Origin of the sequence: Sunxiuqinia elliptica, from assembly GCF_900113005.1 — a bacterium.
Lineage (GTDB): Bacteria > Bacteroidota > Bacteroidia > Bacteroidales > Prolixibacteraceae > Sunxiuqinia > Sunxiuqinia elliptica.
The window spans coordinates 232,659-258,447 of sequence record NZ_FONW01000005.1; the positions used below are offsets into that span (position 1 = coordinate 232,659).

Sequence of the window (25,789 nt, forward strand, 5' to 3'; positions counted from 1 at the left end):
GTGGCTTTTATTTTTTTGATAAAGGCCACTTGGTTTAAATAGAGTTTACGTATGAATAATTTTTTTATAGCTCTCGCTGGAGTTGCCGGTTTGGCCGGATGTCAGGCAATAGACAAGCCTGAAAATAAGTTGCCCAATGTTGTTTTTATTTATGCCGATGATTTGGGGCGTGGCATGTTGTCGTATGAAGGACAACAAATCGTAAAGACACCGAATATTGATCGGATTGCAGCAGAAGGAATCCGGTTTAGTAATGTTCGGGGCTGCATGTTTTGTGCACCGGCCCGGGCAAGCCTTTTAACTGGCTACCATGATTGCCATACCAATAAGTGGCAGATTACGAGTGGCGGTGCTTACAAGAAGGTTTTTGATGGCGAGGTTACGGCTGATGAAATTTCTCAAGCATTAGACAAGCAGGTTGGGAATTCAAATACCTCTACAACAACCTTGGCTGAGGTATTTAAAAAAGCGGGCTACACAACTGGTCAGGTAGGCAAGTTGGAGTGGGGCTTTTCGGTTTCGTTTGAAGAGATGAAACAGCATGGCTGGGATTATTACTATGGCTATCTTGATCATGTGATGGCCCATGGTTTTTACCCTCCTTATATGTTCGAAAATGGACAGAAAATTGATATCCCGGGTAATACCCGAAAAGATTGTGGAAAAACAATCGAGCGGGAAACGCCAAAAGCGTATAAGGAACGGTGGAATATGAAAGGCAAGAGTTTATATTCTCAAAACTTGTTTCTGGATAAGATGCTTTCTTTCATTCGCGAAAACAAAGACCGTCCGTTTTTTCTGTACCATCCAACACAATTACCACACGGTCCGGTTGCCATTCCTGAGGTACATGATGACTTTAAGAATGACGATCGCTTGACTCAAATCGAAAAGGAATATGCTTCGATGGTGAAAATGCTGGACGATCACGTTGGCGTGATTATGCAGGAGCTGGAAAAGCTCGGTTTGGAAGAAAATACCATGATTATTTTTAGCTCGGATAATGGCCATGAAATCTACTATTCGCAAGAAGGACGAATTCTTAAGCCGGTTCGAAATATGCAAACCGGAGAGCGATTTGATAATGTTACAACGAAGTTTTACTCTGAGCTGGGAGGCGATGTGTTTAATGGTAACGATGGCATGGCCGGGTTAAAGTATGACAGCTGGGAAGGAGGATTAAGAGTCCCCTTGCTTGTGAAATGGCCCGGTAAGATTGAAGGTGGACAGGAGGCGAATAACCTGGTGGCTAACTATGATTTGGTACCTACATTTGCCGATTTATTGGGCATCGAATTGGAGGAGTCAAAAGATGGAATTTCGATCATGCCGATACTGACAGGAGCGGATAAAACGACAGAACATGATTACACGATTAACTCGTCCATGTATGGAGGAACGATCGTGACTAAGGAAGGGTGGAAGCTTCGGAACTATTACGGCAAAGATATCTTCCAATTGTACTATTTACCGGATGATTACCGCGAAGAGAACGATTTGGCTGCTCAGTTTCCTGAAAAGGTTGAAGAGCTTAAAATGATTTTAACCAAAGAGTGCAATGGTGATTTGGCCAATGGGCAATTTACTTACCAGAAGTTTGTACTCCCAATGGTAAAAATTGATACGAACGAATAAGACTATGAGATTTCTGAAATGACGAATCTAAAGTAGCTCGTTGAATCTTTATAATCGTCCGAGCTTTAATGTTCTTGGGATTCTGCGGCATGTTTGTTAAGTTGTTTTAAAGCCTATGCTCCAATTATCTATTGTCTAATATCTGAAAATCTAATGTCTAATAATCTAAGGAACTACTAACTACTTAATTGAATGAAAATGAAACCTACCCTGATTGTCTTGTTATTTACTTTGTTGGTCTCCTGCGTCGCCAACGGAAAACAGGAACAAAATCCGAAGAATAACTTAGTATTTAATGAGCTGGCTGCTACCTGGGATGAAGCGATGCCTTTGGGGAATGCCATGGTCGGTGCACTCGTCTGGAAGAAAGAGGGCAAGCTGCGTTTTTCACTTGATCGTGCTGATCTTTGGGATTTACGCCCAATGGCAAACATCGATTTTAATCAATGGACATTTGAAGATGTTTATGAGCACTGGAAAGCCGAAGAATACAAAAAAGTACAAGAGGTATTTGATACACCTTATAATCAGTCGCCGGCTCCTTCAAAAATCCCTGCTGGCGCCTTGGAGTTTGATATTGAAAAGTTGGGTACTGTAAAAGAAGTGAAGTTGGAGCTAGAAACGGCATCCTGTGTGGTTTCTTGGGAAAATGGTGCAAAGCTAACGACCTTTGTGCATGCAGAGAAGCCAATTGGTTGGTACCGCTTTGAGAATTTGCCTGAAGACTTGGGAATTGAGCTTATTTCGCCAGCGTATAACCGGGAGAATAATGAAGGTTATACCAGCCAGTCTCGAAATGACTTGAATCAATTGGGCTATGAGCAGGGAGAAATTACTAAAGACAACAACTCCCTGACATACAATCAACACGGATGGGGCGATTTTGCGTACCAGATCCATACCTCGTGGCAGCAGACCGAAAACAGCTTGGAAGGTTGTTGGTCGGTTTCTTCCGAAAATGATAAAAAAGATAGTCAACCACTAGCAAGTGAGTGGGTGAAACAGGAATTGACCCAGGGACTTGAGTCTTCCTTAGCAGAACACTTAGCATGGTGGAAAAGCTATTGGGCAAAGTCGGCAATTAGCATTCCTGATTCGGTGTTACAGCGCCAATATGATTTGGAAATGTATAAATTTGGATCCGCTGCAAGGCCCGATGCGCCCCCTATTTGTTTGCAATCAGTTTGGACGGCAGACCATGGGAAGTTACCACCTTGGAAAGGCGATTTTCACCACGACCTAAATACCCAGCTAAGCTATTGGCCATCTTACACCGGAAATTACCTGGATTTGGAAGAAGGTTTTCTGAATTGGTTGTGGAAGTATCGGCCAACATTTAAGAAATATACCAAGGAGTATTTCGGTGTTGAAGGAATGAATGTTCCGGGTGTGAGTACCTTAGAAGGAGAACCGATGGGCGGCTGGATCCAATACTCCATGGGGCAAACAGTGGCTGCTTGGTTAGGACACCATTTTTACCTGCATTGGAAATATTCAATGGATCGCGACTTCCTAAAAGAACGTGCTTATCCCTGGTTGAAAGATGTGGCGGTGTTTTTTGATAATATGGCCATCAAAGCGGAGGATGGGACGCGAAAACTGAAAATGAGCTCGAGCCCAGAGATCTATAATAACTCGTCTAAAGCTTGGTTTTCAGAAACTACGAATTTTGACTTGGCTTTGATTCGCTGGACGTATGAGAAAGCAGCAGAGCTAGCAGGTGAATTGGGATTGCAAGAAGAACGCAACGCTTGGCTGCAAATACTTTCAGAGTGGCCTGAGTTGGCTGTTGATTCGGAAACAGGATTGATGTTCGCCCCGGAGTTCCCCTATAACGAGTCGCACCGCCATTTCTCGCACCTGATGGCATACCATCCCTTAGGAACAATTGATTTTTCAAAAGGGGAAAAGGATCAGGAGATTATCCGAAATACACTGGAGAACCTCGAAAAACAGGGACCAGATTATTGGACAGGCTATTCGTATAGTTGGCAAGGAAACCTTTACGCACGGGCTTTCGAAGGAGAGAAAACAGCAGAAGCGCTTCGTGTTTTTGCTGAATGCTTTTGTTTGAGAAATTCATTTCATGTGAATGGCGACCAATGTAAAGCCGGGCACTCAAAAATGACTTATCGTCCATTTACCTTGGAGGGGAACTTTGCTTTTGCAGCCGGTGTGCAGGATATGTTAATCCAAAGCCATACCGGAGTCGTAAGAATTTTTCCGGCGATTCCAACGGATTGGAAAGACGTTCGCTTTCAACATTTGCGTACGCAAGGGGCTTTTTTAGTATCAGCTGAAAAGCAGGAAGGATTGCCAGTTTCGGTAACCGTAAAATCTGAAAAAGGAGGAGTGTTTAAACTTCATAATCCTTTTGGAAATCATGATTTCAACGTTGATGGTCCTGATTTTGCTCTTGATTCAGGGATAATTAAGATTAACATGGAGGCAGGACAAGTGGTTAAGTTGACCTTAAAATAGGTATGAAATAGCTTTAGAATTGCAAGCACAAAAGGGGAGAGCGTTTTGTCGCTATCCATATGGCTTGTTACTCCAAGATAAAAGCCAATCTTTTCAGTCGAATGTGGATTTCCACGAATCAATGACTGTAGAGATTGGTTTTTTTATTCTGATCGACCGGATTTATAAGCCAACAGAGGCACCAAAATTCTTGAAGGTGTTTTGTGTGTTTTTCAGATGATTTTTAGTTAGTTTTAGATTCACTAAAAAACCTATGGAACAAACAACAAGCTCAACTAAATCTCAGCGCGTGCTTTCGATAGATATCATGCGTGGTTTAACTCTTTTTTTAATGCTTTTTGTGAATGACCTTTTTGTGCCCGGAGCACCAAAATGGATGGTTCACACCCCCGCCGATTTTGATGGAATGGGATTAGCAGACTGGGTTTTCCCCGGTTTCCTTTTTATGGTCGGACTTTCTGTCCCTTTTGCTTTTGCCTCTCGTTTAAAGAAAGGAGACCGTAAACCACAACTCCTTGGACACATTTTGGTGCGTACCATCAGTTTACTAATTATTGGAGTCCTGATGCTGAATGCCGGACGGATTAATCCTGAGTTGACAGGAATGAACCGTTTTGTCTGGGCGATCTTGATGTACCTGTGTGTGTTCCTCATTTGGAACAAGTATCCTTTAAATCCAAATTATAAAAAGCTTTTCATAGGATTGAAAACCCTTGGTATTTTGGGCTTGGTAGCCTTGGTTGCAATATACCGAGCCGGAGAATCTGGGCAGGTGGAGTGGTTAAGAACAGGCTGGTGGGGAATCCTCGGATTGATTGGCTGGGGATACTTTGCAGCTTCCGTCACATTCTTAATTGTTGGCGAACGGATGTTGGGAATTGTGGCTGGCTGGTTATTGTTTTTTGTGTTGAATGTTTTGTCGCAGCTACAGTTACTTGGAGGGTTGGATGTAATCAAACCTGTTTTTGGCGTACTCCTGTCAGGAAGTACCCCTTCAATAGTTATGGCTGGCTTAGTTGTTGGCTTGTTACTCAAGCAGCAGGGAAAGAATAAACAACGGTTTTTAATGATTCTTGTGTTGATGGGGATCGCTTCGTTGGTTGCTGGCTTGGTGTTGCGGCAGTGGTTTATTGTTTCTAAAATTCAGGCGACACCCAGTTGGGGAATGCTTTGTAATGGCATTAGCATGTTGCTTTTTGCTTTGTTGTACCTGGTGCTCGATGTTTGGAAAAAACAGCAATGGTCGCGAGTGTTTCTGCCAGCTGGGCAAAACTCCCTAACAACTTACTTGGCGCCCGATATTTTTTATTACCTGATTTGGGGATTGAGCTTGCCTATTTTGTTTTACAAGCAAGAAGATAGTCAGTTGTTGGTTGTTGCAGGATCATTGGTGTGGGCTTTTGCCATGGTGGGCTTTGCTGCGTTGTTAGCGCGAATCAATATTCGATTAAAATTATAGAACGAACGCTAACTTATTCTCTTTTACTGATTGACAAAGTTTGAACTGCTAAAAGCTTTTGAAATCTTGCTGCGAAATGGCTTAATCGCTAAAAACGAATGAAACTAAACAGATGAAACACTTAAGGTTATTTTTTGCACTAATGCTTCTTGTAGGCATTAATTTGAATGTTCAGGCAGGTGAAACGCTTCCAATTCGCGGTTTTTGTATTGGAGCTCCACAAGTTGGAGAAGTCACAGACTTTGTCCGCTTTATTGACGAAGAACTGGCGCCTCGGCAGGTCAATGTGTTGGTACTGCGCGTTGACTACAACTATCAATATGAAAGTCATCCAGAGCTCAGAAATGAAGTAGCACTTTCTAAAGAGGATGTGAAGCAAATGGTTGAAGTATGTCAGAAACACAACATCCGTTTGATTCCTCAAATAAATCTATTGGGGCATCAATCCTGGCATTTGCGTTTGGAAAAGCTGCTTGAAGTTTATCCGGAGTTTGATGAGACACCGCATGTTCAGTTACCCGAAAAGTATGAGTGGCCCAATGAGGATGGCTTGTATTGCAAGAGCTACTGTCCACTGCATCCCGAAGTGCATGCTGTTGTATTCGACTTGGTTGATGAAATTTGTGAGGTTTTCGAAGCGGACGCTTTTCATGCCGGGATGGATGAGGTATTTTATATTGGTGATGAAAAATGTCCCCGATGTGCTGGCCGCGATAAGGCTGAACTATTTGCTGGCGAAGTCAATAAAATTCAAAATTACCTGGATTTAAACGATCGCCAGCTTTGGATTTGGGGCGATCGGCTATTAGACGGGAAGACAACTGGTATGGGTATGTGGGAGGCAAGTATGAATAATACGCACCGTGCGATTGACTTGATTGACAAAAACGTCATGATTTGTGATTGGCATTATGAGCGTCCCGATAAAACTGCCGTTTACTTCGCCATGAAAGGTTTGAATGTGGTAACTTGCCCATGGAGGCACCCTGAGAATGCAATTGCCCAAACGCGCGATATGTTTGATTTCAGGGCATCTGCAACTCCCGAAATGAAGCCGCGTTATCAAGGAATGATGCAGACGGTGTGGTCAAGTGCAGGGCGCTTTCTGCAACAGTACTACAATGAAAATGACACCGTGACCAATTCACCCGCCAATTGCTTTCGAGCGATGTTCACCGAAATTGAAACCCTTTCATCCAACTAGAAGAGCCGTGGAATAAAGCGAAAAGTGATTTATATTACTGATTAGACTCGGAGATTTCTCGAAGAGGACAGTTTAATGGGGCATGCTTGGCAACCATGTCGAGCAAGTCCTTTCGCTTAATGGGTTTCGAAATATAATCGTCACAACCTTCCGAAAGCGCACGCTCACGATCCGACTCCATGGCATAAGCCGTTTGAGCAATAATTGGTAGGTTGGGGCGAAACTTTTTGATTTCTTTGGTCGCTGTATAGCCGTCCATCACTGGCATACGAATGTCCATGAGGACTTGCATGATTTCAGGGTTTTCCCGACAAAGTTCAACTGCTGCAAGGCCATCTTTGGCACGATAAAGCTTTACATTAAAATCATTGAGCGATTCGGCAAGGTAGAGGTAGTTAAATTCTTCATCTTCCGCAATTAGAATGTGAATTTGCTTATCGTTCATTTGCTGTCTTTCAAAGGTTTGACAATATAAATCAGTTGTTTAAGATAACGGATTCAATTTTATTTCCCAATTTTTTGAATCCATTTGTTTGAAATTAAAGTGAGTTCCGTCGGATAAACTCGAACGGACTTTTTATACGTTTAAAATCTTGCTCCAGAATCATTTTTGCAGCCAGTTGACCAATCTGGTCATGGTTGGTGGAGATGGTTGAGATTCCATCACACAACAATTCTTTTACGGGACTTTCGTTATATGAAATAATTCCGATGTCTTTGCCGGGAACCCAGTTGCGTTGTTTGATCAACTTGATTAAGTCATACAAATCATAATCCGAAATTAAAATGTAAGCTTCATTTTGATGGATTTCTGCTGGATTCAGGGAATCGAAAATTTGAAAATCGAAGCCATGAATTTGGTTGAAGATCTTGAATCCACGTCCAATGTAGCTTGAGTAAAATTCATTCTTAGGAAACACCAGGTTGAGCTTTTTATATTTCTTAAGTAGGTCCAACGCTTCACCCAGTGCCGTCAAGATGTCTTTGTCATATTCCTGGTAAACCACCGGGTAATCTTTCAGTTCTTCCAAATTTTTATCGATCAGCAGGACTTTTTCTTTGGGGATTTCCCGAATAACCGATGCAATATCAGTTTGCTCGTTTCTAAAGTGCGGCAAAATCACGAAGTAATCGTAGCTGCTCAAGTTGTTGTTAATAATACTTTCAAACTCACCCAGATCATAATTGTAAATAAACACATCAACACTGGCTTTAGTACCAATCGTTTGTGTGAAAGAGGAATACAAACTCCGCTTGTAGTTGCTTAGTTTATTGAATATAAGCGCAATTTTTAGGCGGTGGCTAACCGTGGTTTTATTAACGTAGTAGCCTTTCCCTCGTACGGATAGTAAAACGCCCTTACTTTTCAGGTAGACATACGCTTTCTCAACCGTATCGCGCGAAAGAAGCAGTTCTTCACTGGTTTCATTGATTGATGGAATGCGCTGACCATGTTTGAAAATTCCAGCTTCAATATCTGAAATAATGAGATCGACAACTTGTTTGTATTTCGGAATCTCAGAATCTGAATCTATTCTTGAAAACTGGGTCATTCTTACTCGTATTACAATTTTGTAGGTGTTTCAATGGGTAAAAATAAGAAATCAAATGGTCTCCGGGGGCATGTCTTCCGACATTTTGCGTGAGCGAATAAGAATTCCGCGTCTTCTTTACACGACAGACTTATTCAATCACAAGTTTTAAGAGACTTCGGATGCTCGCTTCGTTAATCAAAAAAAACTATCTTGCGCAATAAACAAATATTAACCTGATCAAACGCTGATGAAACGTCGACTTTTCTTTATTGTTTTTTTTGTTGCCAGTTTAACTACTTTCTCTCAAGAGAAAAAGCAAGAACAGCTAGTCAAAGAAGGATGGAATTTTGGAGCCTTGCCGGCTGTGACGTTCGATACCGATTTGGGTTTGCAGTATGGCGGTTTACTCAACTTTTACCATTATGGAGACGGTAGTCGTTATCCCAGCTACGATCATTCCCTGTATCTTGAAGTTTCTCGTTATACCAAAGGAAGTGGAGTTTATCGGTTTTACTACGATTCCGATCGGCTTTTTAAAGGATTGCAAACTTCTATGGATTTGAGTTTTCTGACAGATCAGGCATACGATTTCTACGGATTTAACGGCTTTGATGCTGTTTATAATAAGGCTTGGATTGATGACGAAGCGGATGAATATATTTCGCGGGTGTTTTACAAATACGACCGGAAGTTGTTTCGTTGGAAGATCGATTTTCAGGGTAAATTGTCAGGGAATAACTGGAGATGGATTGCTGGTTTAAATTGGCTGAATTTCGACATCAAATCGGTAGACGTAGATAAGTTGAACAAAGGAAAAGAGGGCGAGGATTTGTTGCCTGACGTTGATGGCTTATATGATAAGTATGTCGATTGGGGAATTTTCAGCGCAGAAGAAGCTGATGGCGGTTTTGTGCCAACGTTTAAAGGGGGAATCGTACTGGATACGCGAGACAATAAGCCTTCACCGATGAAAGGGGTTTGGTCCGAAGCAGTTGTGGTTGTTGCTCCAGAGATTTTAGGAGCGGAAAGTGCTTTTGCAAAGCTTAGTTTAACGCATCGGCAATATTTTACGCTGGTTCCGGATGATTTGTCTCTGGCTTGTCGGTTGGTTTATCAAACCACATTGGCTGGTGATGTGCCATACTATTATCAGTCGCAGTTTATAACGTCCGTGATGAAAGGGTCTACTTCGGAAGGGCTTGGAGGCTCAAAAACATTGCGAGGCATTCGTCGTAACCGGGTGATTGGCGATGGCTTTTTCTTTGGGAATGTTGAGTTGCGCTGGAAGTTTGCCCGCTTTCGTTTGTTGAACAACAACTTCTACTTGGGATTGAATGGGTTTACGGATTTTGGTCGTGTGACCAATAAAATTGAGTTTAACAATCCACTGTCGGTTACCACATCTTCAGTGCGGTATACTGAGTATTTTGAACATGATGCTGAGAAAATGCACTTTTCGTTTGGCACGGGTATACGCGTTGCGATGAATGAGAACTTTATCATTGCCATTGACTACGGACGCGCTACAGATAAGCGAGATGGAGAGTCAGGCCTTTATACCGGATTGAATTACCTGTTTTAACCAAAAGAATCCCTCATCAACTTGTTTTGTCGATGAGGGAAAACTACAGCCCTGGAATGAATTCTTATTTTTTTAGGAGTCCTTCAGCTTCACAAATCTGTTGAATTGCTTGAAAGGTGTCAGAAATATCGTTGTCAAGCCCTACCGAGAAACGAACTAGCCCATGAGATAAGCCCATTTCCTGTTGAACATCTTCTGGAACCTCAGAGGATGTGCTTGTTCCGGAACAGCTAAACAAGGTCTTAAAATAGCCCAGGCTTACGGCGAGGTAACCCACATCGGCTTCCTGCATTTTTTGCATGATGGTATTGGCCTTTTCTACGGTTTCAAAATCGATTGACAACATGCCTCCGTAACCAAAGTCAGGATTCATCAGGTTTTTATGGAGCATGTGTTGAGGGTGTGATGGAAGCCCTGGATAATTGACTTTCACGCCGATTTTATCGAGTTGGTGCGCTAGCCAAAAGGCGTTTCGGCTGTGCTGCTTCATCCGGATGTGTAACGTATGCAGGTTTTTTAAAATTGAAGAAGACCGCAGTGGATCGAGTACTGGTCCTAACAGCATGGCTGTTCCATCGTTCACATTCGATAAATCATCAATAAACTGCTGGGTTCCGCAAATGGCTCCTGCAACACAATCGTTTTTCCCATTAATAAATTTGGTCATGCTATAAACAACAATGTCGGCACCAAGTCTTGCCGGAGATATAATCATTGGCGTAAACGTATTGTCAACCATGAGCTTTACCTTATTGCGCTTGGCAATGGTAGCCAGTTTGGGAATGTTCGAAACCTGCAACAAAGGGTTGGTGACACTTTCAGTATAAATGACCTTGGTGTTGGGTTGAATAGCGTCTTCAACACTTTGCAGGTTGGAAATATTAACAAAGGTTACCTCTATTTGGAACTTTTTGAGGTAATTTTTCAAAAAGGCAAAGGTGCCTCCATAGGTCGTTACACTAGTAACAATATGATCGCCCGTGTTGCACAGCTGAAGTAAGGCGCAGGTTATGGCGGCCATGCCGGATGATGTAACCCAAGCAGACTCAGTGTCTTCCATGGCGGCCAAGGCATCTGCCAGGTACTTGTTGCTTGGATTCCAATGACGTGAATACAAGAAACAGCCCTCCTGGTGTCCCAGAAAAGTTTCAAACATATCTTCTCCATGCATGAATGAGTAGGTTGAAGAGTCTGTAATTGAGGGGTTAACTCCTCCAAATTCTCCAAATTGCCGTAGCTTTTGAATGCGACTGGCCGGGTCAAAAGTTGCCATAATTCTTCATTTTAAGTTTGTCTCAATTTAGAAGAATGACAAGTTGGAATATATGATTTTTAGCCAAGTCAAAGGCTATTCTTTAACATCTTTTTGAGTGACTAAAGTTATTCTAGAAGGGGGATTTTTTTAGAAAAAGGGCCTGCAGTGTGCCTCGTAATTCTATTCGAAATCAGTATGTTTTGTGATCTTCTTGTCTGAATGTCTAATGTTCTATTCGCTTAAAAGCCTTTTAGAAAAAAAGCAATGGCCACCCCGACATAATTCCCAAAAGCATAGCCCAAAATTCCTACAGTTAGCCCCGAAATAATGATGTCTTTGTTTTTCAAAGCGCCGGCGACTACCGGGACAAAAGGAGGCGAAAAGGTCAGTGCTGCGATGGTGATAATGGTTGTATCCGAATCAACTCTGAAGATCCAGGAGAGGAAGACGTGTATAATCATGGAGCCAAAAACAGCCAAAGCCACAAATAAGAATAAATGCAGAAAATCGATTTGAAACATGCTGCTTAAGTCGCCCATACTGGCTACAACCAGCGAAAATACGATGATGAAATACATGCCCAATTGAAAGGTTTTTTCAATTCGATTAACAGCTTTTAAGGTACTGCAAAATAGTCCCAGGGTCGTGATGGATAAAATGACAACAACCATTTGAGCTGATTTGGGGACAAGTAGGCTAATTCCTCCTGATGCTGCAAAAATTCCAACGGATAAGGCAAAAGCTTTTAGGAGTTGCACAATCCCTTTTCGACTTAACATGCCAAGGTAGTTATCCATACTTTCTCCTTCTGGAGTTTGGATAGCAATAGCCTGACCATTGGTGTCATGAAAAGCAGGTAAAAACCAGTTAAAGACTTTCTGTGCAGTAGTCATCAGGAAGGTCAGGCAAATGGCGCCCAACATCATGTCATAAGTATGAGTTAGAATGAAGATGTTTGGGCTTACATCCAAAGCCGTGCTGATAGCGGCTAGGTTGGGAGTTCCACCAGTGTAAATGCCAATGAGCATCCCCGTTACTTTCCAAGCTTCAACGAGTTCATCTTTAAAAAAGAAGTAGCCGGGAAATATGACTGCTAAAAGGGAGACCATGGCTAGTACCAATGAAAGTAAAGCTCTTTTGGCAAGCTTCAGCCAACGTTTTATATCCAGTGAAAAAAGTAGGAGTGGAATTGCTAATGGAATAACAATGGTCATAATGACATCTTGTATGCTGGCAACATGGTTCGCAATTAAATCATTTTCAGTGATTGCGCCTTGCTGAAATAAGGCATTAACCTGCTCATAAGGAAGATTGGTCTTTCCTGCTAAAATTTCTTTAAAAGCGAGCGATTGGCGAGGGAAAATACCGATGTTCCCAAGCACTAATCCGATGATATAGGCCAAAACAACAGCTCCAATCTTACTTAAAAAACGAGAGATATGAGTGAGATAAATCAAGAGGATGGGAAGACCAAGATAAAAAACAACCAGCACAATTCCTGGAATCATGACATATGAGATTAGTTCGTAAGCGGTCAAATATAGAAAAAATGTTTTTCTATTCAGGGACTTTCTTCGTTTCTGATGAATCTGAATTTGGCCTGAATCTCCTTATCTTAATATTTAAGTAGGCGAAAAGAATACTCATAAACGGACTGATGATATTGAAAAAACAATAGGGAAGGTAATCAAAAGTAGCTACTCCTAATACTCGTGATTGAGTGGCTCCACCGGTATTCCACGGGATAAGAACGGAGGTGACAGTTCCCGAATCTTCAAGCGAACGGCTCAGGACTTCTGGTTTCAACCCCTTGTCTTCGTAAGCTTTACGGTACATGCGACCAGGAACAACGATGGAAATATATTGGTCAGAAGCAGTTGCATTGAAGAAAATACAGGTGCCAACAGTTGAGCTGACCAAAGCTCCGGTTGATTTAGCCATATTCATGATAGGCTTGGTAATGCGTGCCAACAAACCTCCTGACTCCATAATGCCTCCAAAAACCATGGCTGATAAAATAAGCCAAATGGTGTCAAGCATTCCTTGCATCCCGGTGGTATGCAGTAGTTTGTTTACATCGGCATCGTGGGTTGCCAGTTTAACTTCTCCAAACATCGACTGCATAAAACTGATGTAGGAGGCTTCAGCATAACTACTTGCATTTGTTGCAATAGTCTGGATAATTTCCGGTTGGAAAATAACCGCAAAAGCACCTCCGAGTAAGGTGCCAATCATCAATGAGGGGATGGGAGGAACCTTTAAAATGATAATGACAAATAGAACAACGGGGACAATAAATAGCCAAGGAGTGGTATTGAAGGATTCGCCAATCACTGTTTTTACAACAGCAACATCTGTCACTGTTTGACTAAAATCATAGTTGAAGCCTATGATTGAAAATAGAATGAGCGTTAAAATCATGCTGGGAACCGTAGTGAATTGCATGTACTTGATGTGGGTAAACAGATCAGTTCCAGCCATGGCTGGGGCTAAGTTTGTTGTGTCACTTAGTGGAGAGATTTTGTCACCAAAATAGGCGCCGGAAATAATCGCTCCTGCAACAATAGGATCACTGATTCCAATGGCTTTCCCAATACCAAGTAAAGCTACGCCAATGGTGGCTATCGTTGACCACGAACTTCCGGTTGAAACGGATACAACGCCGCTGACAATGACAGCCGTAACCAGAAATAGTTGAGGGTTGATGATATCCAGTCCATAATAAATTAGCGCAGGAACAATTCCACTGACCATCCAGGTTCCTGCTAAAGAGCCAATGAGTAGTAGAATCAGCATCGAAGGCATGGCTGAACCAATCGTTTTAACCACTTGATCGCGTGTAGTATCCCACTTTTGGCCGTTGCGGCGTACAATGATTCCAGCTACCGTAGCAGCAAGTAACAAGGCAATTTGATTTGAACCTGCGAGAGTATCTTCAAATACAAAGACATTCAGTGTAAGAAGAACAATTAGACAAATAATTGGGAGCAATGCTTCAAATAGGTTGGGAGTACGTTCCATCGAGGCCATATAAAAGGCTAATTTTTATGCTTGTAAATAACGGAATAAATGCCAAAAAACCGAAATTTACGAGTCGCAATTGTGCTTTATGGGGGGATTAATACCAAATATTGCTCAGATTATTATTAAATTGTGACGAGAAAGTGACATCTTTAAACGTTCATTGGGGGATGAACCGTTTTTAGGAATCTGGAAGTTATGCGAACGAACATGGGACACAGTTGCATCCGTACACTATTTCTATTTTTAGCGATTATTTTTTTCTTTGAAGCGAGGGCTCAATCAGATGACTTTTTCGTCATAACTGGGCGATTGAGTAGCGACGATGGGAAGAGTGATGATGTTCATATTGCCGTAACAAAAAATGGGGCAGATGAACAACAGTTTTCTCCTTCCCGAAGTGGTCGGTTTCGATTTGAATTTGCGTACAACAATGAGTTTCACATGACCTTTCTGAAAGAGGGGTATTACAAGAAGACAATTGTTGTTTCTACCCATGTTCCTCAAGCTGTTCTGGAAGAAAATAGTGATTTCCCGCCATTCCAGATTGAAGTATCGCTGGTTAAAGAAATTCCGGGAATTGATAAAAGCTTTACCAATAAACCCGCGGGGCGTGTGTTTTACAATGCCAATATTGATAATTTCGATTCCGAAGTGTTTTTCTCGGATATTCAGTTGGAAGAGCAGGCTGCTAATGCGCGTCAGCAGGAGCAGCAACTCACGGCAGAGCAGCGGGCAGCCTTAGCACAACGCGAGGCCGATTACAAAAAGTCAATTGCTGATGCAGATCGCATGATTGGCGCTGAGAAGTATGAAGATGCTTTGACTAAGTTTGAATACGCGAGCGGGTTGTTTCCCGAGCGTCCCTACCCAAAAGATCGGATTGCTGAATTGCAGGACTTGGTTAGTGCCTTAAAATTGGCAGAAGAAAGACGACGGGCATCAGATGCTGCTTTTCTGGCAAAAGTTGCTGAAGGTGATAAGTATATGGATCAGCAGGAGTATCAGCAGGCAAAAGAAAGTTACACCGAAGCCTTGGCTTTACGCCCTGATGATGGTTATGCTAAAAGTCAGCTGGCTCATGCCAATGGGCTGTTAAGGCAACAGGAAATTGATTTGCAGTATAATCAGTTGGTGGCTGAAGCTCAAGAACTGTATGATGCTGGCAGTTTGGAGGCTGCCAAAGAGCGTTACTTAGAAGCTTTAAAGCTCCGTCCCGAAGAGGCGGCTTTCTTGAATGGTCAAATTCAGAAAATTGACAATGAGCTGGCTGCTCAGATTGAGTTGGCTCAGCGAGAGCAGCGTTACAATGAGTTCATGGAGCAAGGCAGTGAAGCCATGCAACGCGAAAATTACAACGATGCTTTAGTGGCATTCAGGCAAGCATTGACCAACAAACCCAATGATGAACTGGCGACACAAAAGATAGGTGAAGTCGAAGAAATTTTATTGCAGCTTCAAAAGCAGGAGAACTACAATCAGTATATCGCTGATGCGGATGCTGCTTTTCAGAATAAAGAATTACCGAAAGCCAAAGGTTTATATCAGCAGGCTTTAAATGAGTTGCCGGATGAGGATTATCCGAAGCAACAAATTGCAGCAATTGATCAGCAGCAGGCTTTAAATGAACAGTTTGATCAACTGGTAGCACAGGCCGATCAGCAAATTGCTCAGGAGAATTTTGCTGAAGCGAAAGCTCTCCTGGAGCAGGCACTTGCTATTCGGGACGAATCTGCCTTGAGGGACCGGATTCAGGAATTGGATATTCGTTTGGCTCAGATTAAATTGGACAACGACTATGCTGATTTATTAAAAAGGGCTGATGTTGCCAAAACGAATGAGGAGTATGCATTGGCCAAGCAGTTGTATAATGAAGCCTTGTCTTTAAAGGAAGATGAAACTTATCCGGCTGAACAAATTCAAGAGATTGATGCTTTATTGGCTCAAATTGCAGAGCAAAAGCAATTGGATGAGCAGTTTAACTCCACGATGGAACAGGCTCTGGCGGCTTTCGATCGGGAGGATTATCCAACAGCTCTGAAGGGATTTCAGGCTGCGTTGTCACTTAAGCCAGATAATCAACTGGCGCGTGATCGAATAGACGAGACTGAGGAAATTATCCTGCAGTTAGAGAAGAAACAACAGTACGATGAAATCATTGCTCAGGCGGATGCTGCTTTTGGTCGTTCGGAACTGAATCCTGCAAAAGAACTGTATCAACAGGCATTGACCGTTTTGCCGGCAGAAGCTTATCCGAAGCAACAGATTGAGGCAATTAACCAGCAAATACGGGAAGAGGAAGCCCGCCAGTTGGCACTAGCTCAAGAACAACAAAGGAATTACGATGTAGCGGTGCAGGAAGGGGACAGCCTTTTGGCATTGGAGCAATACGAACCGGCTAAGTTGGCTTATCAAAAAGCACTATCCATCAAGCCCGAGGAAGACTATCCGCGTAAGAAGATTAGTGAAATTGAAGGAGAATTGGCTCGTCTAGCTAAACTGACTGCTGCCTATAACAAGGCAATTGATCAGGCGAATGCTTTTGCAAAACAGGAAAGCTATGAAGCCGCTCGTGAGAAATATGTGGAAGCATTGCAATACCTTCCCAATGAGGCTTATCCTAAAAATCAGATTGCTCGAATTGATGAGATTCTGGCTCAGATTGCGGCAGAGAAGAAACGGGAAGCTGATTACCTGTTAGCTGTTCAGGCTGGTGATTCTCTGCTGAATTTAGAAGAATATCAGCCGGCCAAAGATCAATTCTTGAATGCAACTGCGTTGAACCCGAACGAACGCTATCCGAAAGATAAAGTCGCGGAAATCAATCGTATTCTGGAACAGTTGGAACGCGAACGTATTGCAGCTGAAGTGACCCGCAAGGCCTATGATGAGGCAATTGCCCGGGCTGATGGAGAACTGGCTCAAAAGCAATATGTGAATGCTCGTCTGAGTTACGAGGAGGCATTGAACTTAATCCCGGAGGAAACATACCCCAAAGATCAGATCGCTTTGATTAATCAACTGATTGAGCAGGAAAAAGAAAGTGCCTATCAGGCAGCAATTGCTTCCGGCGACCAGTTGTTGCAAGGCGAGAATTATAGCGAGTCTAAAAGTGCTTACAACGAGGCTTTAAAAATTAAGCCGGAAGATCCTTATGCAACAGGACAGATTGCGAAGATAACCGCCATTCTGGAACAATTGGCTCAGGATCGTTTGCAACGGGAGCGCCTGCAAAAAGAATACGACGATAAGATAAAGGATGCTGACCAGAAGTTTGCAGCTACTGCTTATCCCGAAGCCAAAGGGCTTTATGAGCAAGCTCTAACAATCCTTCCAGAGGAAACTTATCCGAAGGAGCAGATTGCCCGAATTGACAGTTTGTTGTTGGAGATTCAGAAACAGCAGGAAGTTGATCAGGCCTATGCCCAAGCAATTCGAAATGGACAACAGGCTTTTGATCGTGATGAGCTTGTTGAAGCATTGGGCTTCTATCGGGAAGCAAATACACTAAAGCCAGAGGAACAACTACCACCAAAACGTATTGCTGAAATTGAAGCTTTAATTGCTCAACGTGCAGAATTGGCTCGATTGGCTGCTGAAGAAGAAGCACAGCGCCAGGCCATGTTACAAGCCAAACAGCAGCAGTATGACCAAGCATTGGCTAATGCACAGGCTGCATTCGATCAACAACAATATGCCGAAGCCATTGAAGATTTGGAGGCTGCTTTAAGCATATTCCCTGATGAGCAGTTCCCGAAAGACCGGATTGCTCAGATTGAATTGCTCATTGAACAGCAGAAAAGAGATGCCATGGCTCGGGAGCAACAAGCGCGTCAGGACTCGATTTTGCGGGCGCAGCAGTTGGCTTTTGATCAACAACTGGCCTTGGGTGAAAAGCAGGAAATGGCTGGGGAATACGATCAGGCGATTGCAACTTATACAGGAGCAAAGTCAATCGTTCCTGCTCGTGCTGGCGAAGCAGATCAACGAATTGAACGCGTGCGCGAAAAAATAAGAGCCAAACAAGAGTTGGAAGCTAAATACGCTAGCGCCATTCAAGCTGCTGATCGTTTCTTTAATAATGAAGAGTTAGAAAAGGCCTTGATCTTATATCAGGAAGCATTAGGATATAAACCAGATGCTACCTATCCGCAAGAACGAATTCGATTGATCAACCAACGATTGGGCGAGTTGGAAAATCGCTATGCTGCAGCTATTGAAGCAGCCGATCGCTTTTTTACTTCGGAAGAATGGTTGGGGGCTAAAGGAAAATATGCTGAGGCTTTGACCTTAAAACCGGAAGAGCAATACCCGGCAGATCAACTTCGCTTGGTGAATGAAAAATTGGCCGCTTTGCAACAGGCAGAGCAAGAGCAGGCACAAAGGGATTTGGCTTATCAGAAAGCAATTGCTGAAGCCGACCGGGCATTTGCGGCCCAACAGTATATGGTGGCTCGCTCGGGATTTGAATTGGCCAAAAGCATTAAGCCCGAAGAAACTTATCCGGATGAGCGTATTGCCGAGATCGACCGATTGTTGGCTCAGCAGGCTCGTGAACAGCAACTGGCAGATCAGCAACAAGCGTTGAATGCAAAATACAATGAAGCCATTGCAGCAGCTGACCGGGAGTTTCAAGCAGCAAGGTATGAACCAGCTAAAGGCTACTATGAAAGTGCCCTGACAGTTAAGCCGGGAGAGCAATATCCAAGCACGCAGTTAAAAAGGATTGCTGAACTTGTGGCAATGCAGCAGGCTGCTCAGGCACAGAAAGCTGTTGAGGTTGAAGCAGCGCCCGTTCCTGAGAAAGTGGTTACACTGACTGATGACTATGATGAAATGATTCGCCAGGCTGACGAAAGCTTTGATCAGGGGGATTACAAGATTGCTCAATATTATTATCAAAAAGCATTAAACGAGCGTCCAAATGAAAGCTATCCGAAAGAACGTTTGGCGGAGATTCGTGATCTCATTAATCAGACCTTGAGTCAGCAAGAATTGGCCGATTATGAGAATGCCTTGAAGCAGGCTGACCAGGCCTTTGCCGATAAGCAATACAACATAGCGCGCTTTTATTACTACAAAGCCTTAGGGATTAAATCATGGGAACAATACCCCAAAGATCAGCTACTGGAGATTCAGCGTTTAACCAATTCGCTACTTTCTCAACTTAAGGAAAAAGAGTACCAGGATTTGATTGCCGAAGCAGATGAGGCTTTTGTTCGCAAGGATTATTCAATTTCCAGGGCTTATTACAATCGGGCGTTGTCGGTTAAGCCAAAAGAGCAATACCCGAATATTCGCTTGAAAGAGATTTCTAGCCAGCTTGCCATGGAGTCAGCCAATGCGGATGAGAAGGCTTACCAGGATTTAATTACGAGAGCAGATCAGGCGATGAGTGCCAGCAATTATAGCATTGCTCGTTTTTACTATCAAAAAGCCTTGGGCGTGAAGCCTCAGGAAGAGTATCCGAAGAAACAGCTTCAAGTGATTAAGGAAAGCCTGAAACAAGTGAACAACTAACCATCAACCAACCGCAAAATGGAACTGAGTTATATTCATTGGAATCCAGACCCGGAAATTATCAATGTTTTAGGCCTATCTCTTCGTTATTATGGATTACTGTTTGTAAGCGGTTTAGTCCTGAGTTTAGCTGTGTTGCGAAAACTGTTCAGGCGGGAAGATATCTCTGCAGATAAATTGGAGAAGCTCAGTATTTATGGCTTTGTGGGGATATTGGCTGGAGCGAGATTGGGACATTGTCTTTTTTATGAACCGACCTATTACTTGGCGCATCCGCTGGAAATGATTTTGCCGCTTAAGTTTCCGGAAGGAGGAGGCATTGAGTTTGTTGGTTATCGGGGCTTGGCCAGTCATGGGGGAGCGCTTGGTCTAATTATTGCGCTGCTGGTGTATGCTCGAAAAACAGGCGAATCGCTATTGAAAACGATTGACCTTATCGCTGTTGTGGCGGGTTTGGGAGCTGGTTTTATTCGTTTGGCCAACCTGATGAACTCTGAAATTATTGGCATGCCTACTCAAAAACCATGGGGATTTGTTTTTGAGCGTGTCGATCAATTACCACGGCATCCGGCACAACTGTATGAAGCTTTAGTGTATTTCTTGATTTTCGGGATGACCCTATTGTTGTATTATCGGAAAAGAGCGGTCTTGCAAAATGGATTCTTGTTTGGTTGGACCTTGACCTTGATTTTTACAGCTCGTTTCTTTATTGAGTTTATAAAAGAACGCCAAGTAGCCTTTGAAGAAGGGATGCGTTTAGATATGGGGCAAATCCTGAGTATTCCTTATATTTTGGTTGGCCTTGGCTTTATGATTTATGGATGGCGAAAGACAAGGCAATTAAAGGCGCTTTCAAGTCTTGTTTAATATTGTTCCAGGAATACTGATTCTTGTTAAAAGTAGTCTATTAACATGTCTTTTGGACGTGAACCGATAATTCAGGCTTGTTTATTCACATGTTTCGATATCTCTGAACTCAGCTCGCTGGCATCTACAATGCCAACACCTGTCCATTGAACATCTCCTTTTTTGAATAGAATTAGCGTCGGAATGCTTCTTACTTGATAGTGGGAAGCAATAAACGGATTGTTGTCCACATTTACCTTGATGATACGCACACTTTCCTTAAAGTTGTTTTTCACCTTTTTCAGGATCGGCGGAATCTGTTTACAGGGTTCACACCAGTCTGCATAAAAATCGACTAATACCGGGCGTTCTGACTTGATAATACTTTTAAATCGTCTGCTCATCTTTTTTCTTCTTTTTTACAATCATGTCGTTAGTCCAATCTCCAATGAGATAACCTAACGCTCCTCCCCACAAAGTTGAGTAGTACCATACTGACTTAATTGGACAAGTTCCGGTTTGACAACCGATGAATTTCCAGTAAGCTAAGCCACCCAACATTCCAATCAGTAAGAAGATTAATTGAATTCGGTATTTTTTTAAGGTTTTAAACATGTATTTAAAAACTGAAACATTGGTAAGCCTGATTGGTTTGAAAAAAACGATAGAAAAAAACGATGAGTGATAGATTGTGTCAAAAATGAAAAAAGGCTGTCAAACTAAATTGACAACCTTTTTCTTGAGCGGGAGACGGGATTCAAACCCGCGACCCTTAGCTTGGAAGGCTAATGCTCTATCAGCTGAGCTACTCCCGCAAACTTAATAAAATCCAAATTGTGGGGAGAGCAGGATTCGAACCTACGAAGTCATAAGACAGCAGATTTACAGTCTGCCCCAGTTGGCCACTTTGGTATCTCCCCATTTTGAATATCTGAAGAATAAGATTTCTAAATAAGAATCAGAAATTGTTCTTCAACTTTATCAGTATTTTTTGAACGTTGGTTGAAAATGCCAGGCAATTGCCTTTTAAATTCATCCTTGCTTTGAGCCGAATCTCAGATTCGAACTGAGGACCCCGAGATTACAAATCACGTGCTCTGGCCAACTGAGCTAATTCGGCAAGGTGGGTAAGCTACCTGTGTCGCACTGCTACAACCGCCTACCCTTGCTGCCTTCCGACCCTGGGGGAATTCAGCAGGAGCTAGTCGCACAGGACTTACCCGGCGACAAAAGTAGAAAAAAATGTATTCCCGACAAACGAAATCGCGCTTCTGATGAGTTTTTTTTTGCGTCGTTTTTCTAATCGATTATTTCTCAGTGATATGTTCAGATAAAAAAAATCACTTTTTTTTTGAATTAATAAAATGGGGCATTTGTCCGGTCTACTTTTGAAAAATCCAATATATTTGCCTAATACCATTAAATCATATTAATCATGGAACAAAAATCTACCTTCTGGAAATCAGCGATGACTTTAGGCCTTTACCTTGCTATTGCTTTGATATTGTATAATGTAGTCCTTTATGTGTTGGGCGAAAACATGAATAAAACACTTGGATTGATTACTTATGTAATTATGGGAGCAGGTATTTATTGGTGTCAGTTAAACTATCGTAATAATGAATTGGGCGGATACATCGAATATAGCAAAGCGTTGGGCTTCGGAGTGGCCGTTATGCTTTTTGCAGGTGTTTTGAATGCACTTTATACAGTTATTTTGTTGAAAGTTGATCCAAGTATCATGGAGCAAGTGCGCATTATGCAGGAGGAAGCTATGTTGCAACAGGGAATGTCTGAAGAGCAAATTGAAATGGCTGGTGAAATGATGAGCAAGTTCCAAAGCCCAATCGTTATTGTAATCTCAAGTTTGTTTACCTTTGCCTTCATCGGTTTCCTGATTTCATTAGTTACTTCAATCTTTATTAAAAGAAAGCAAGAAGAAGATGCTTTTGAAGAAGCAATGGATGAGATTAAAGCTGAAGATTAATTGAAGGGAGCATGAATATAATTCGCTTGAAGAAACGGAGTAATTTTTCCATGCGAATTTCCTGTCTATTTGTGAAGGCAGGCATGCGATATCAACAAGAACAAACAATTCTATTTAAATGAATATTTCCGTAGTTATTCCTTTATTTAATGAGGAAGAATCGTTGCCGGAGTTGACTGGCTGGATTGCAAAAGTGATGAATGAGCATCAATTCAGCTATGAAATTGTGTTGATTGATGACGGCAGTAATGATGGATCGTGGGAAGTGATTGAACGTTTACACGCGGACAACTCCTGCATTAAAGCGATTAAGTTTAGGCGAAACTACGGAAAATCAGCAGCCTTGTATGCTGGATTTGCAGCAACTAAAGGCAAAGTGGTCATTACCATGGATGCTGACTTGCAAGATAGCCCGGATGAAATTCCGGAGTTATACCGTATGATTACGGAAGAAGGCTTCGACTTGGTATCGGGCTGGAAAAAGAAACGATATGATCCGGTTCTATCGAAAAATATTCCCAGTAAGTTTTACAATTGGATTGCCCGGCGAGCAACTGGCATCAAAATTCACGATTTTAACTGTGGATTGAAAGCGTACCGAAGCCAGGTTGTTAAATCCATTGAGGTGTATGGAGAAATGCATCGTTACATTCCTATTTTGGCCAAATGGGCAGGTTTCAAAAAGATCGGTGAGAAAGTCGTTCAGCACCAGGAACGAAAATATGGTGTGACGAAATTTGGCATTGAGCGATTTATTCGAGGTCCGCTTGACTTGCTTTCGGTTATTTTCATTTCTCGTTTTAGTAAAAGGCCGATGCACTTTTTTGGCGTGCTTGGGACAATTGTTTTCCTGATTGGTTTTATTGCAACAGTAGTTGTCGGTGTTAACAAGCTAATTGCAGTGGCTAATCAAGTGGCAGCGCCACGCGTAACAGATACGCCTTACTTTTATTTGGCTCTGACGGCCATGATTATTGGAACTCAGCTGTTCTTGTCTGGATTTATTGGCGAGTTGTTGTCTCGCAATTCGTCGGAGCGAAACAAATACCTGATCGAAGAGGAGTTAAACTAATGCCGGCTTCAATCAGGTATTGGCTTGAAAATTAGTTGGGGCTCCAATAAGGAACCTGGTTTTCCAGGTATAACACTGGAACTTCTTGCTGGAAGTCAGCCAGCCATTCGGCCATGTAGGCCATTCCGGCTTCTTCTGACTTTATGTGCCCCAGAAATATCACCGCTTTCTTTTTACCTTGAAGTTTGGCATCATTCAGGTACTGGTAAGTTTCCCATTCTTGGGCTTCTCCAGCAATCAGAACATCGATATCTGTTTGGAGCATCTGGATATGGCGTTGTGCTCCGGGAGCACCAAGCGCCAAACCAACTTTGGACACTTTCATGTCAGGATTGCCAATCACGCGAATTCCAGGAATCTGGAAAAGGTCCTGTAAATATTGTGCTAAGTCCTGAAGGGATTGTTCTTGGAGCGATATAAAGTGGTAGTCATCACCAGTAACATTATTACTCCATCCTAATTTATCCAATATGCCAACGTAAATTCCGTCAGGCTGGTGCTTGTGCCAGTGGTCATGAAAGCGCCAAATGATAAGTCCATGCTTTTCGATGTAGTCCAGCTTCGTTTGGAGAACCGGATCATCCTGCAGGTGCTGCTTAGCATCCAGGTGATTATAGTAAACGGGCTCGTGTGTAATAATGAGGTTGCACTTGTTGGCTACGGCATATTCAAGTGTCGTCATATCAGCAAACATACAACACAGAACTCCGCTAACAGGGCTTTCCGGATTTCCACTTTTGAAGGTATCAACTGTTTCTGATGACCACTGACAGTTAACCTGATTTTTGATTTGATCAATAACTTTCTGGGCTGTTGGCTGAGCCATCACTTGCCAGCTTGCAACAACCAGTAGGAGTGCGATTAGTTTCTTCATGTTGATTGATTTTTACTTCGTTAAAAGTAGTCGTTTCCGCTGATCTTCGGAAGTGAAATGATCATAAAATCATTGGTTTGAAACTAAAAAAGCAACAGTTGAGTAAAAGACGAAATGAAAGGAATCAACAACGATTTAGTTGAGGCGACTTTCAAATTTCTTGAGCTGACGTTTTAGCTTTTTGTTTGTTTCGGGCTGATTATCCAGAAATTGAAATGCTTTGCGGGCAATGAATCGGTTGTCGTGTTCGAGCAGGCTGGCAACAATCTTTTCGTTTTGGGCTGAATAAAGCTGATGTGCTGAAAAGAGTTCAAGAACAGCTTTAACTGCTGAGCCATTGAGCGTTGGGAGTTGGCTAGCAAGTTGGGCTTCAATTGAAGGGGATAAAATGGCAACTTGCTTCAGTTTGTTGAGTATTCGTAATCTCGAAAAATGAGTTGTTTGATCGAAGTAGGAGAAAAGTCGGAGTTGGCTTGCTTCTTCTTCAAGGTAGTCAACTGGAATTGCATCAATTGCCTGTTTGGCCGTTGTGAGGTTATTGCTCGTTACCAACGAGAAGAGTTGATCCAATAAGGCTGGTGTCCAAACTGTTTTACCCGTAATATTTTTAAGCCCCCATTGCACATCGTATTGGTCCGGACTACTCAGTATTTTTAGCAATAACTCGGTGCTTAAATGCTGTTGCGTGTAGTTCTCAACTTGCTGCTGAGTAAGCCCATGAACAATGTGCCACAGGGTGTAGGTGGTGTAAACCGCATTTTCAACAACAAAATCCTTGATTCCCGTAATGGTTGCAGAGGTGACTCCATCAACTTCCTCTTCGTCAGTTTTAGGAACCAGTTCTTCGATCTGGTAGTTGGCCAATCTCGAAAAAGGGTCGGCTAGCAGGTGATGCAACTGTTGATAATCTTTGGGTTGAAATGGTTCGTGTTCCGTTTTGCTCAAGAATTCCCCTTCGGGAAGCCTGAAACCCAAATAGCGTCCGGTGACTGTCCAATACAAGCTGATGTTAAGTAACCTGCAAGTTCCGTCAATGCACACTCCGGTAAGGATATTGCGAGCATAGGAGTGGGGTAGGCCATCCTCATTTCGAAGAACAAAAAGCGAGTCGTTACCGATTGTATCGTTAAATTCAATGAGCTCGAAGGTTTTGTTTATTTGTTCTGCTTCGTAGGTTGCTGGGTATCGCAGCTCCATCCAATCGGGAGATTTTGCAGCGAAGAAAATCAAGATGAAAAAGAAAAATAAGTAGCGCGTTGTTGGCATTGTACTCTTATGGCTTTGAAATTCAGACGCAAAAATAATGCATTGAAAGGAA

18 protein-coding genes, 3 tRNA genes and 1 other RNA gene are annotated in these 25,789 nt (G+C 42.6%); 9 read left to right on the top strand and 13 right to left on the bottom strand.

Annotated elements, in window-relative coordinates; genetic code table 11:
• Positions 1 to 51: 51 nt before the first annotated feature.
• The 4 genes from BM156_RS11870 (at position 52) to BM156_RS11885 (ending at position 6,779) form a co-directional block, all read left to right on the top strand.
• A complete protein-coding gene (locus tag BM156_RS11870; RefSeq protein WP_093920089.1) occupies positions 52 to 1,635 on the top strand; it encodes an arylsulfatase in 1,584 nt (527 codons plus the stop codon).
• 192 nt (positions 1,636 to 1,827) lie between these two features.
• Entirely contained in the window at positions 1,828 to 4,116 is a 2,289-nt protein-coding gene (locus BM156_RS11875) for a glycosyl hydrolase family 95 catalytic domain-containing protein (protein ID WP_093920090.1), read from the top strand.
• A gap of 253 nt (positions 4,117 to 4,369) precedes the next feature.
• Positions 4,370 to 5,575, top strand: coding sequence for a DUF5009 domain-containing protein (locus tag BM156_RS11880; RefSeq protein WP_093920091.1), 1,206 nt, complete (start codon positions 4,370 to 4,372; stop codon positions 5,573 to 5,575).
• Positions 5,576 to 5,687: 112 nt separating this feature from the next.
• Positions 5,688 to 6,779, top strand: coding sequence for a family 20 glycosylhydrolase (locus BM156_RS11885; RefSeq protein ID WP_093920092.1), 1,092 nt, complete (start codon positions 5,688 to 5,690; stop codon positions 6,777 to 6,779).
• A gap of 34 nt (positions 6,780 to 6,813) precedes the next feature.
• Here the strand turns inward: BM156_RS11885 and BM156_RS11890 are convergent, their stop codons facing one another.
• Together BM156_RS11890 and BM156_RS11895 are read right to left on the bottom strand one after the other, a co-directional pair.
• Positions 6,814 to 7,224 (bottom strand): response regulator, encoded by a 411-nt coding sequence (locus BM156_RS11890; RefSeq protein ID WP_093920093.1) that lies wholly within the window; start codon positions 7,222 to 7,224, stop codon positions 6,814 to 6,816.
• Between the two features lie 94 nt (positions 7,225 to 7,318).
• Complete coding sequence (locus tag BM156_RS11895; protein WP_093920094.1) at positions 7,319 to 8,332, bottom strand: GntR family transcriptional regulator; 1,014 nt, start codon at positions 8,330 to 8,332, stop codon at positions 7,319 to 7,321.
• A gap of 229 nt (positions 8,333 to 8,561) precedes the next feature.
• On the opposite strand from BM156_RS11895, the gene omp85 reads away from it, so the two are divergent.
• Positions 8,562 to 9,896, top strand: a complete 1,335-nt coding sequence (gene omp85, locus BM156_RS11900; RefSeq protein WP_093920095.1) for an Omp85 family outer membrane protein — start codon at positions 8,562 to 8,564, stop codon at positions 9,894 to 9,896.
• A gap of 64 nt (positions 9,897 to 9,960) precedes the next feature.
• Here omp85 and BM156_RS11905 read toward each other — a convergent pair whose 3' ends face one another.
• From BM156_RS11905 to nhaC, 3 genes are all read right to left on the bottom strand, one after another.
• Complete coding sequence (locus BM156_RS11905; RefSeq protein ID WP_093920096.1) at positions 9,961 to 11,169, bottom strand: aminotransferase class V-fold PLP-dependent enzyme; 1,209 nt, start codon at positions 11,167 to 11,169, stop codon at positions 9,961 to 9,963.
• Positions 11,170 to 11,390: 221 nt separating this feature from the next.
• Entirely contained in the window at positions 11,391 to 12,659 is a 1,269-nt protein-coding gene (locus BM156_RS11910) for a DUF819 family protein (RefSeq protein ID WP_139218271.1), read from the bottom strand.
• Between the two features lie 49 nt (positions 12,660 to 12,708).
• Positions 12,709 to 14,172: a Na+/H+ antiporter NhaC gene (nhaC, locus tag BM156_RS11915; RefSeq protein ID WP_244525740.1), complete on the bottom strand. Its 1,464-nt coding sequence runs from the start codon at positions 14,170 to 14,172 to the stop codon at positions 12,709 to 12,711.
• Positions 14,173 to 14,370: 198 nt separating this feature from the next.
• On the opposite strand from nhaC, the gene BM156_RS11920 reads away from it, so the two are divergent.
• A complete protein-coding gene (locus tag BM156_RS11920) occupies positions 14,371 to 19,692 on the top strand; it encodes a hypothetical protein (protein WP_139218272.1) in 5,322 nt (1,773 codons plus the stop codon).
• Positions 19,693 to 19,710: 18 nt separating this feature from the next.
• Complete coding sequence (lgt, locus tag BM156_RS11925; protein ID WP_093920100.1) at positions 19,711 to 20,559, top strand: prolipoprotein diacylglyceryl transferase; 849 nt, start codon at positions 19,711 to 19,713, stop codon at positions 20,557 to 20,559.
• A 71-nt stretch (positions 20,560 to 20,630) separates the two neighbouring features.
• Here lgt and trxA read toward each other — a convergent pair whose 3' ends face one another.
• The 6 genes from trxA to ffs form a co-directional block, all read right to left on the bottom strand.
• Positions 20,631 to 20,942, bottom strand: coding sequence for a thioredoxin (gene trxA, locus BM156_RS11930; protein WP_093920101.1), 312 nt, complete (start codon positions 20,940 to 20,942; stop codon positions 20,631 to 20,633).
• A complete protein-coding gene (locus BM156_RS11935; protein ID WP_093920102.1) occupies positions 20,926 to 21,153 on the bottom strand; it encodes a DUF6132 family protein in 228 nt (75 codons plus the stop codon). Before BM156_RS11935 ends, trxA begins: the two co-directional genes overlap by 17 nt.
• Before the next feature lie 127 nt (positions 21,154 to 21,280).
• A tRNA-Gly gene (locus BM156_RS11940) sits at positions 21,281 to 21,353 on the bottom strand.
• 22 nt (positions 21,354 to 21,375) lie between these two features.
• A tRNA-Tyr gene (locus BM156_RS11945) sits at positions 21,376 to 21,458 on the bottom strand.
• A 126-nt stretch (positions 21,459 to 21,584) separates the two neighbouring features.
• Positions 21,585 to 21,658, bottom strand: a tRNA-Thr gene (locus tag BM156_RS11950).
• A 2-nt stretch (positions 21,659 to 21,660) separates the two neighbouring features.
• Positions 21,661 to 21,760, bottom strand: an RNA gene (ffs, locus tag BM156_RS11955) — signal recognition particle sRNA small type.
• Between the two features lie 213 nt (positions 21,761 to 21,973).
• Here ffs and BM156_RS11960 point away from each other — a divergent pair.
• Positions 21,974 to 22,525, top strand: a complete 552-nt coding sequence (locus BM156_RS11960; protein ID WP_093920103.1) for a DUF4199 domain-containing protein — start codon at positions 21,974 to 21,976, stop codon at positions 22,523 to 22,525.
• Between the two features lie 118 nt (positions 22,526 to 22,643).
• Entirely contained in the window at positions 22,644 to 23,597 is a 954-nt protein-coding gene (locus BM156_RS11965; protein ID WP_093920104.1) for a glycosyltransferase family 2 protein, read from the top strand.
• Between the two features lie 31 nt (positions 23,598 to 23,628).
• On the opposite strand, the gene BM156_RS11970 is transcribed toward BM156_RS11965, so the two are convergent.
• Both BM156_RS11970 and BM156_RS11975 read right to left on the bottom strand, forming a co-directional pair.
• The gene (locus BM156_RS11970) at positions 23,629 to 24,471 is read right to left on the bottom strand and encodes a Nif3-like dinuclear metal center hexameric protein (protein WP_093920105.1); all 843 of its coding nucleotides are present in this window, start codon (positions 24,469 to 24,471) and stop codon (positions 23,629 to 23,631) included.
• Positions 24,472 to 24,606: 135 nt separating this feature from the next.
• Positions 24,607 to 25,737, bottom strand: coding sequence for a hypothetical protein (locus BM156_RS11975; protein ID WP_093920106.1), 1,131 nt, complete (start codon positions 25,735 to 25,737; stop codon positions 24,607 to 24,609).
• Positions 25,738 to 25,789: the final 52 nt, after the last annotated feature.

Bases quoted from the DNA above. Each gene is read 5' to 3' on its own strand.
- BM156_RS11870 (WP_093920089.1), top strand. From the start codon at position 52: ATGAATAATTTTTTTATAGCTCTCGCTGGAGTTGCCGGTTTGGCCGGA.
- BM156_RS11875 (WP_093920090.1), top strand. From the start codon at position 1,828: ATGAAAATGAAACCTACCCTGATTGTCTTGTTATTTACTTTGTTGGTC.
- BM156_RS11880 (WP_093920091.1), top strand. From the start codon at position 4,370: ATGGAACAAACAACAAGCTCAACTAAATCTCAGCGCGTGCTTTCGATA.
- BM156_RS11885 (WP_093920092.1), top strand. From the start codon at position 5,688: ATGAAACACTTAAGGTTATTTTTTGCACTAATGCTTCTTGTAGGCATT.
- BM156_RS11890 (WP_093920093.1), bottom strand. From the start codon at position 7,224: ATGAACGATAAGCAAATTCACATTCTAATTGCGGAAGATGAAGAATTT.
- BM156_RS11895 (WP_093920094.1), bottom strand. From the start codon at position 8,332: ATGACCCAGTTTTCAAGAATAGATTCAGATTCTGAGATTCCGAAATAC.
- omp85 (WP_093920095.1), top strand. From the start codon at position 8,562: ATGAAACGTCGACTTTTCTTTATTGTTTTTTTTGTTGCCAGTTTAACT.
- BM156_RS11905 (WP_093920096.1), bottom strand. From the start codon at position 11,169: ATGGCAACTTTTGACCCGGCCAGTCGCATTCAAAAGCTACGGCAATTT.
- BM156_RS11910 (WP_139218271.1), bottom strand. From the start codon at position 12,659: ATGATTCCAGGAATTGTGCTGGTTGTTTTTTATCTTGGTCTTCCCATC.
- nhaC (WP_244525740.1), bottom strand. From the start codon at position 14,172: ATGGAACGTACTCCCAACCTATTTGAAGCATTGCTCCCAATTATTTGT.
- BM156_RS11920 (WP_139218272.1), top strand. From the start codon at position 14,371: ATGCGAACGAACATGGGACACAGTTGCATCCGTACACTATTTCTATTT.
- lgt (WP_093920100.1), top strand. From the start codon at position 19,711: ATGGAACTGAGTTATATTCATTGGAATCCAGACCCGGAAATTATCAAT.
- trxA (WP_093920101.1), bottom strand. From the start codon at position 20,942: ATGAGCAGACGATTTAAAAGTATTATCAAGTCAGAACGCCCGGTATTA.
- BM156_RS11935 (WP_093920102.1), bottom strand. From the start codon at position 21,153: ATGTTTAAAACCTTAAAAAAATACCGAATTCAATTAATCTTCTTACTG.
- BM156_RS11960 (WP_093920103.1), top strand. From the start codon at position 21,974: ATGGAACAAAAATCTACCTTCTGGAAATCAGCGATGACTTTAGGCCTT.
- BM156_RS11965 (WP_093920104.1), top strand. From the start codon at position 22,644: ATGAATATTTCCGTAGTTATTCCTTTATTTAATGAGGAAGAATCGTTG.
- BM156_RS11970 (WP_093920105.1), bottom strand. From the start codon at position 24,471: ATGAAGAAACTAATCGCACTCCTACTGGTTGTTGCAAGCTGGCAAGTG.
- BM156_RS11975 (WP_093920106.1), bottom strand. From the start codon at position 25,737: ATGCCAACAACGCGCTACTTATTTTTCTTTTTCATCTTGATTTTCTTC.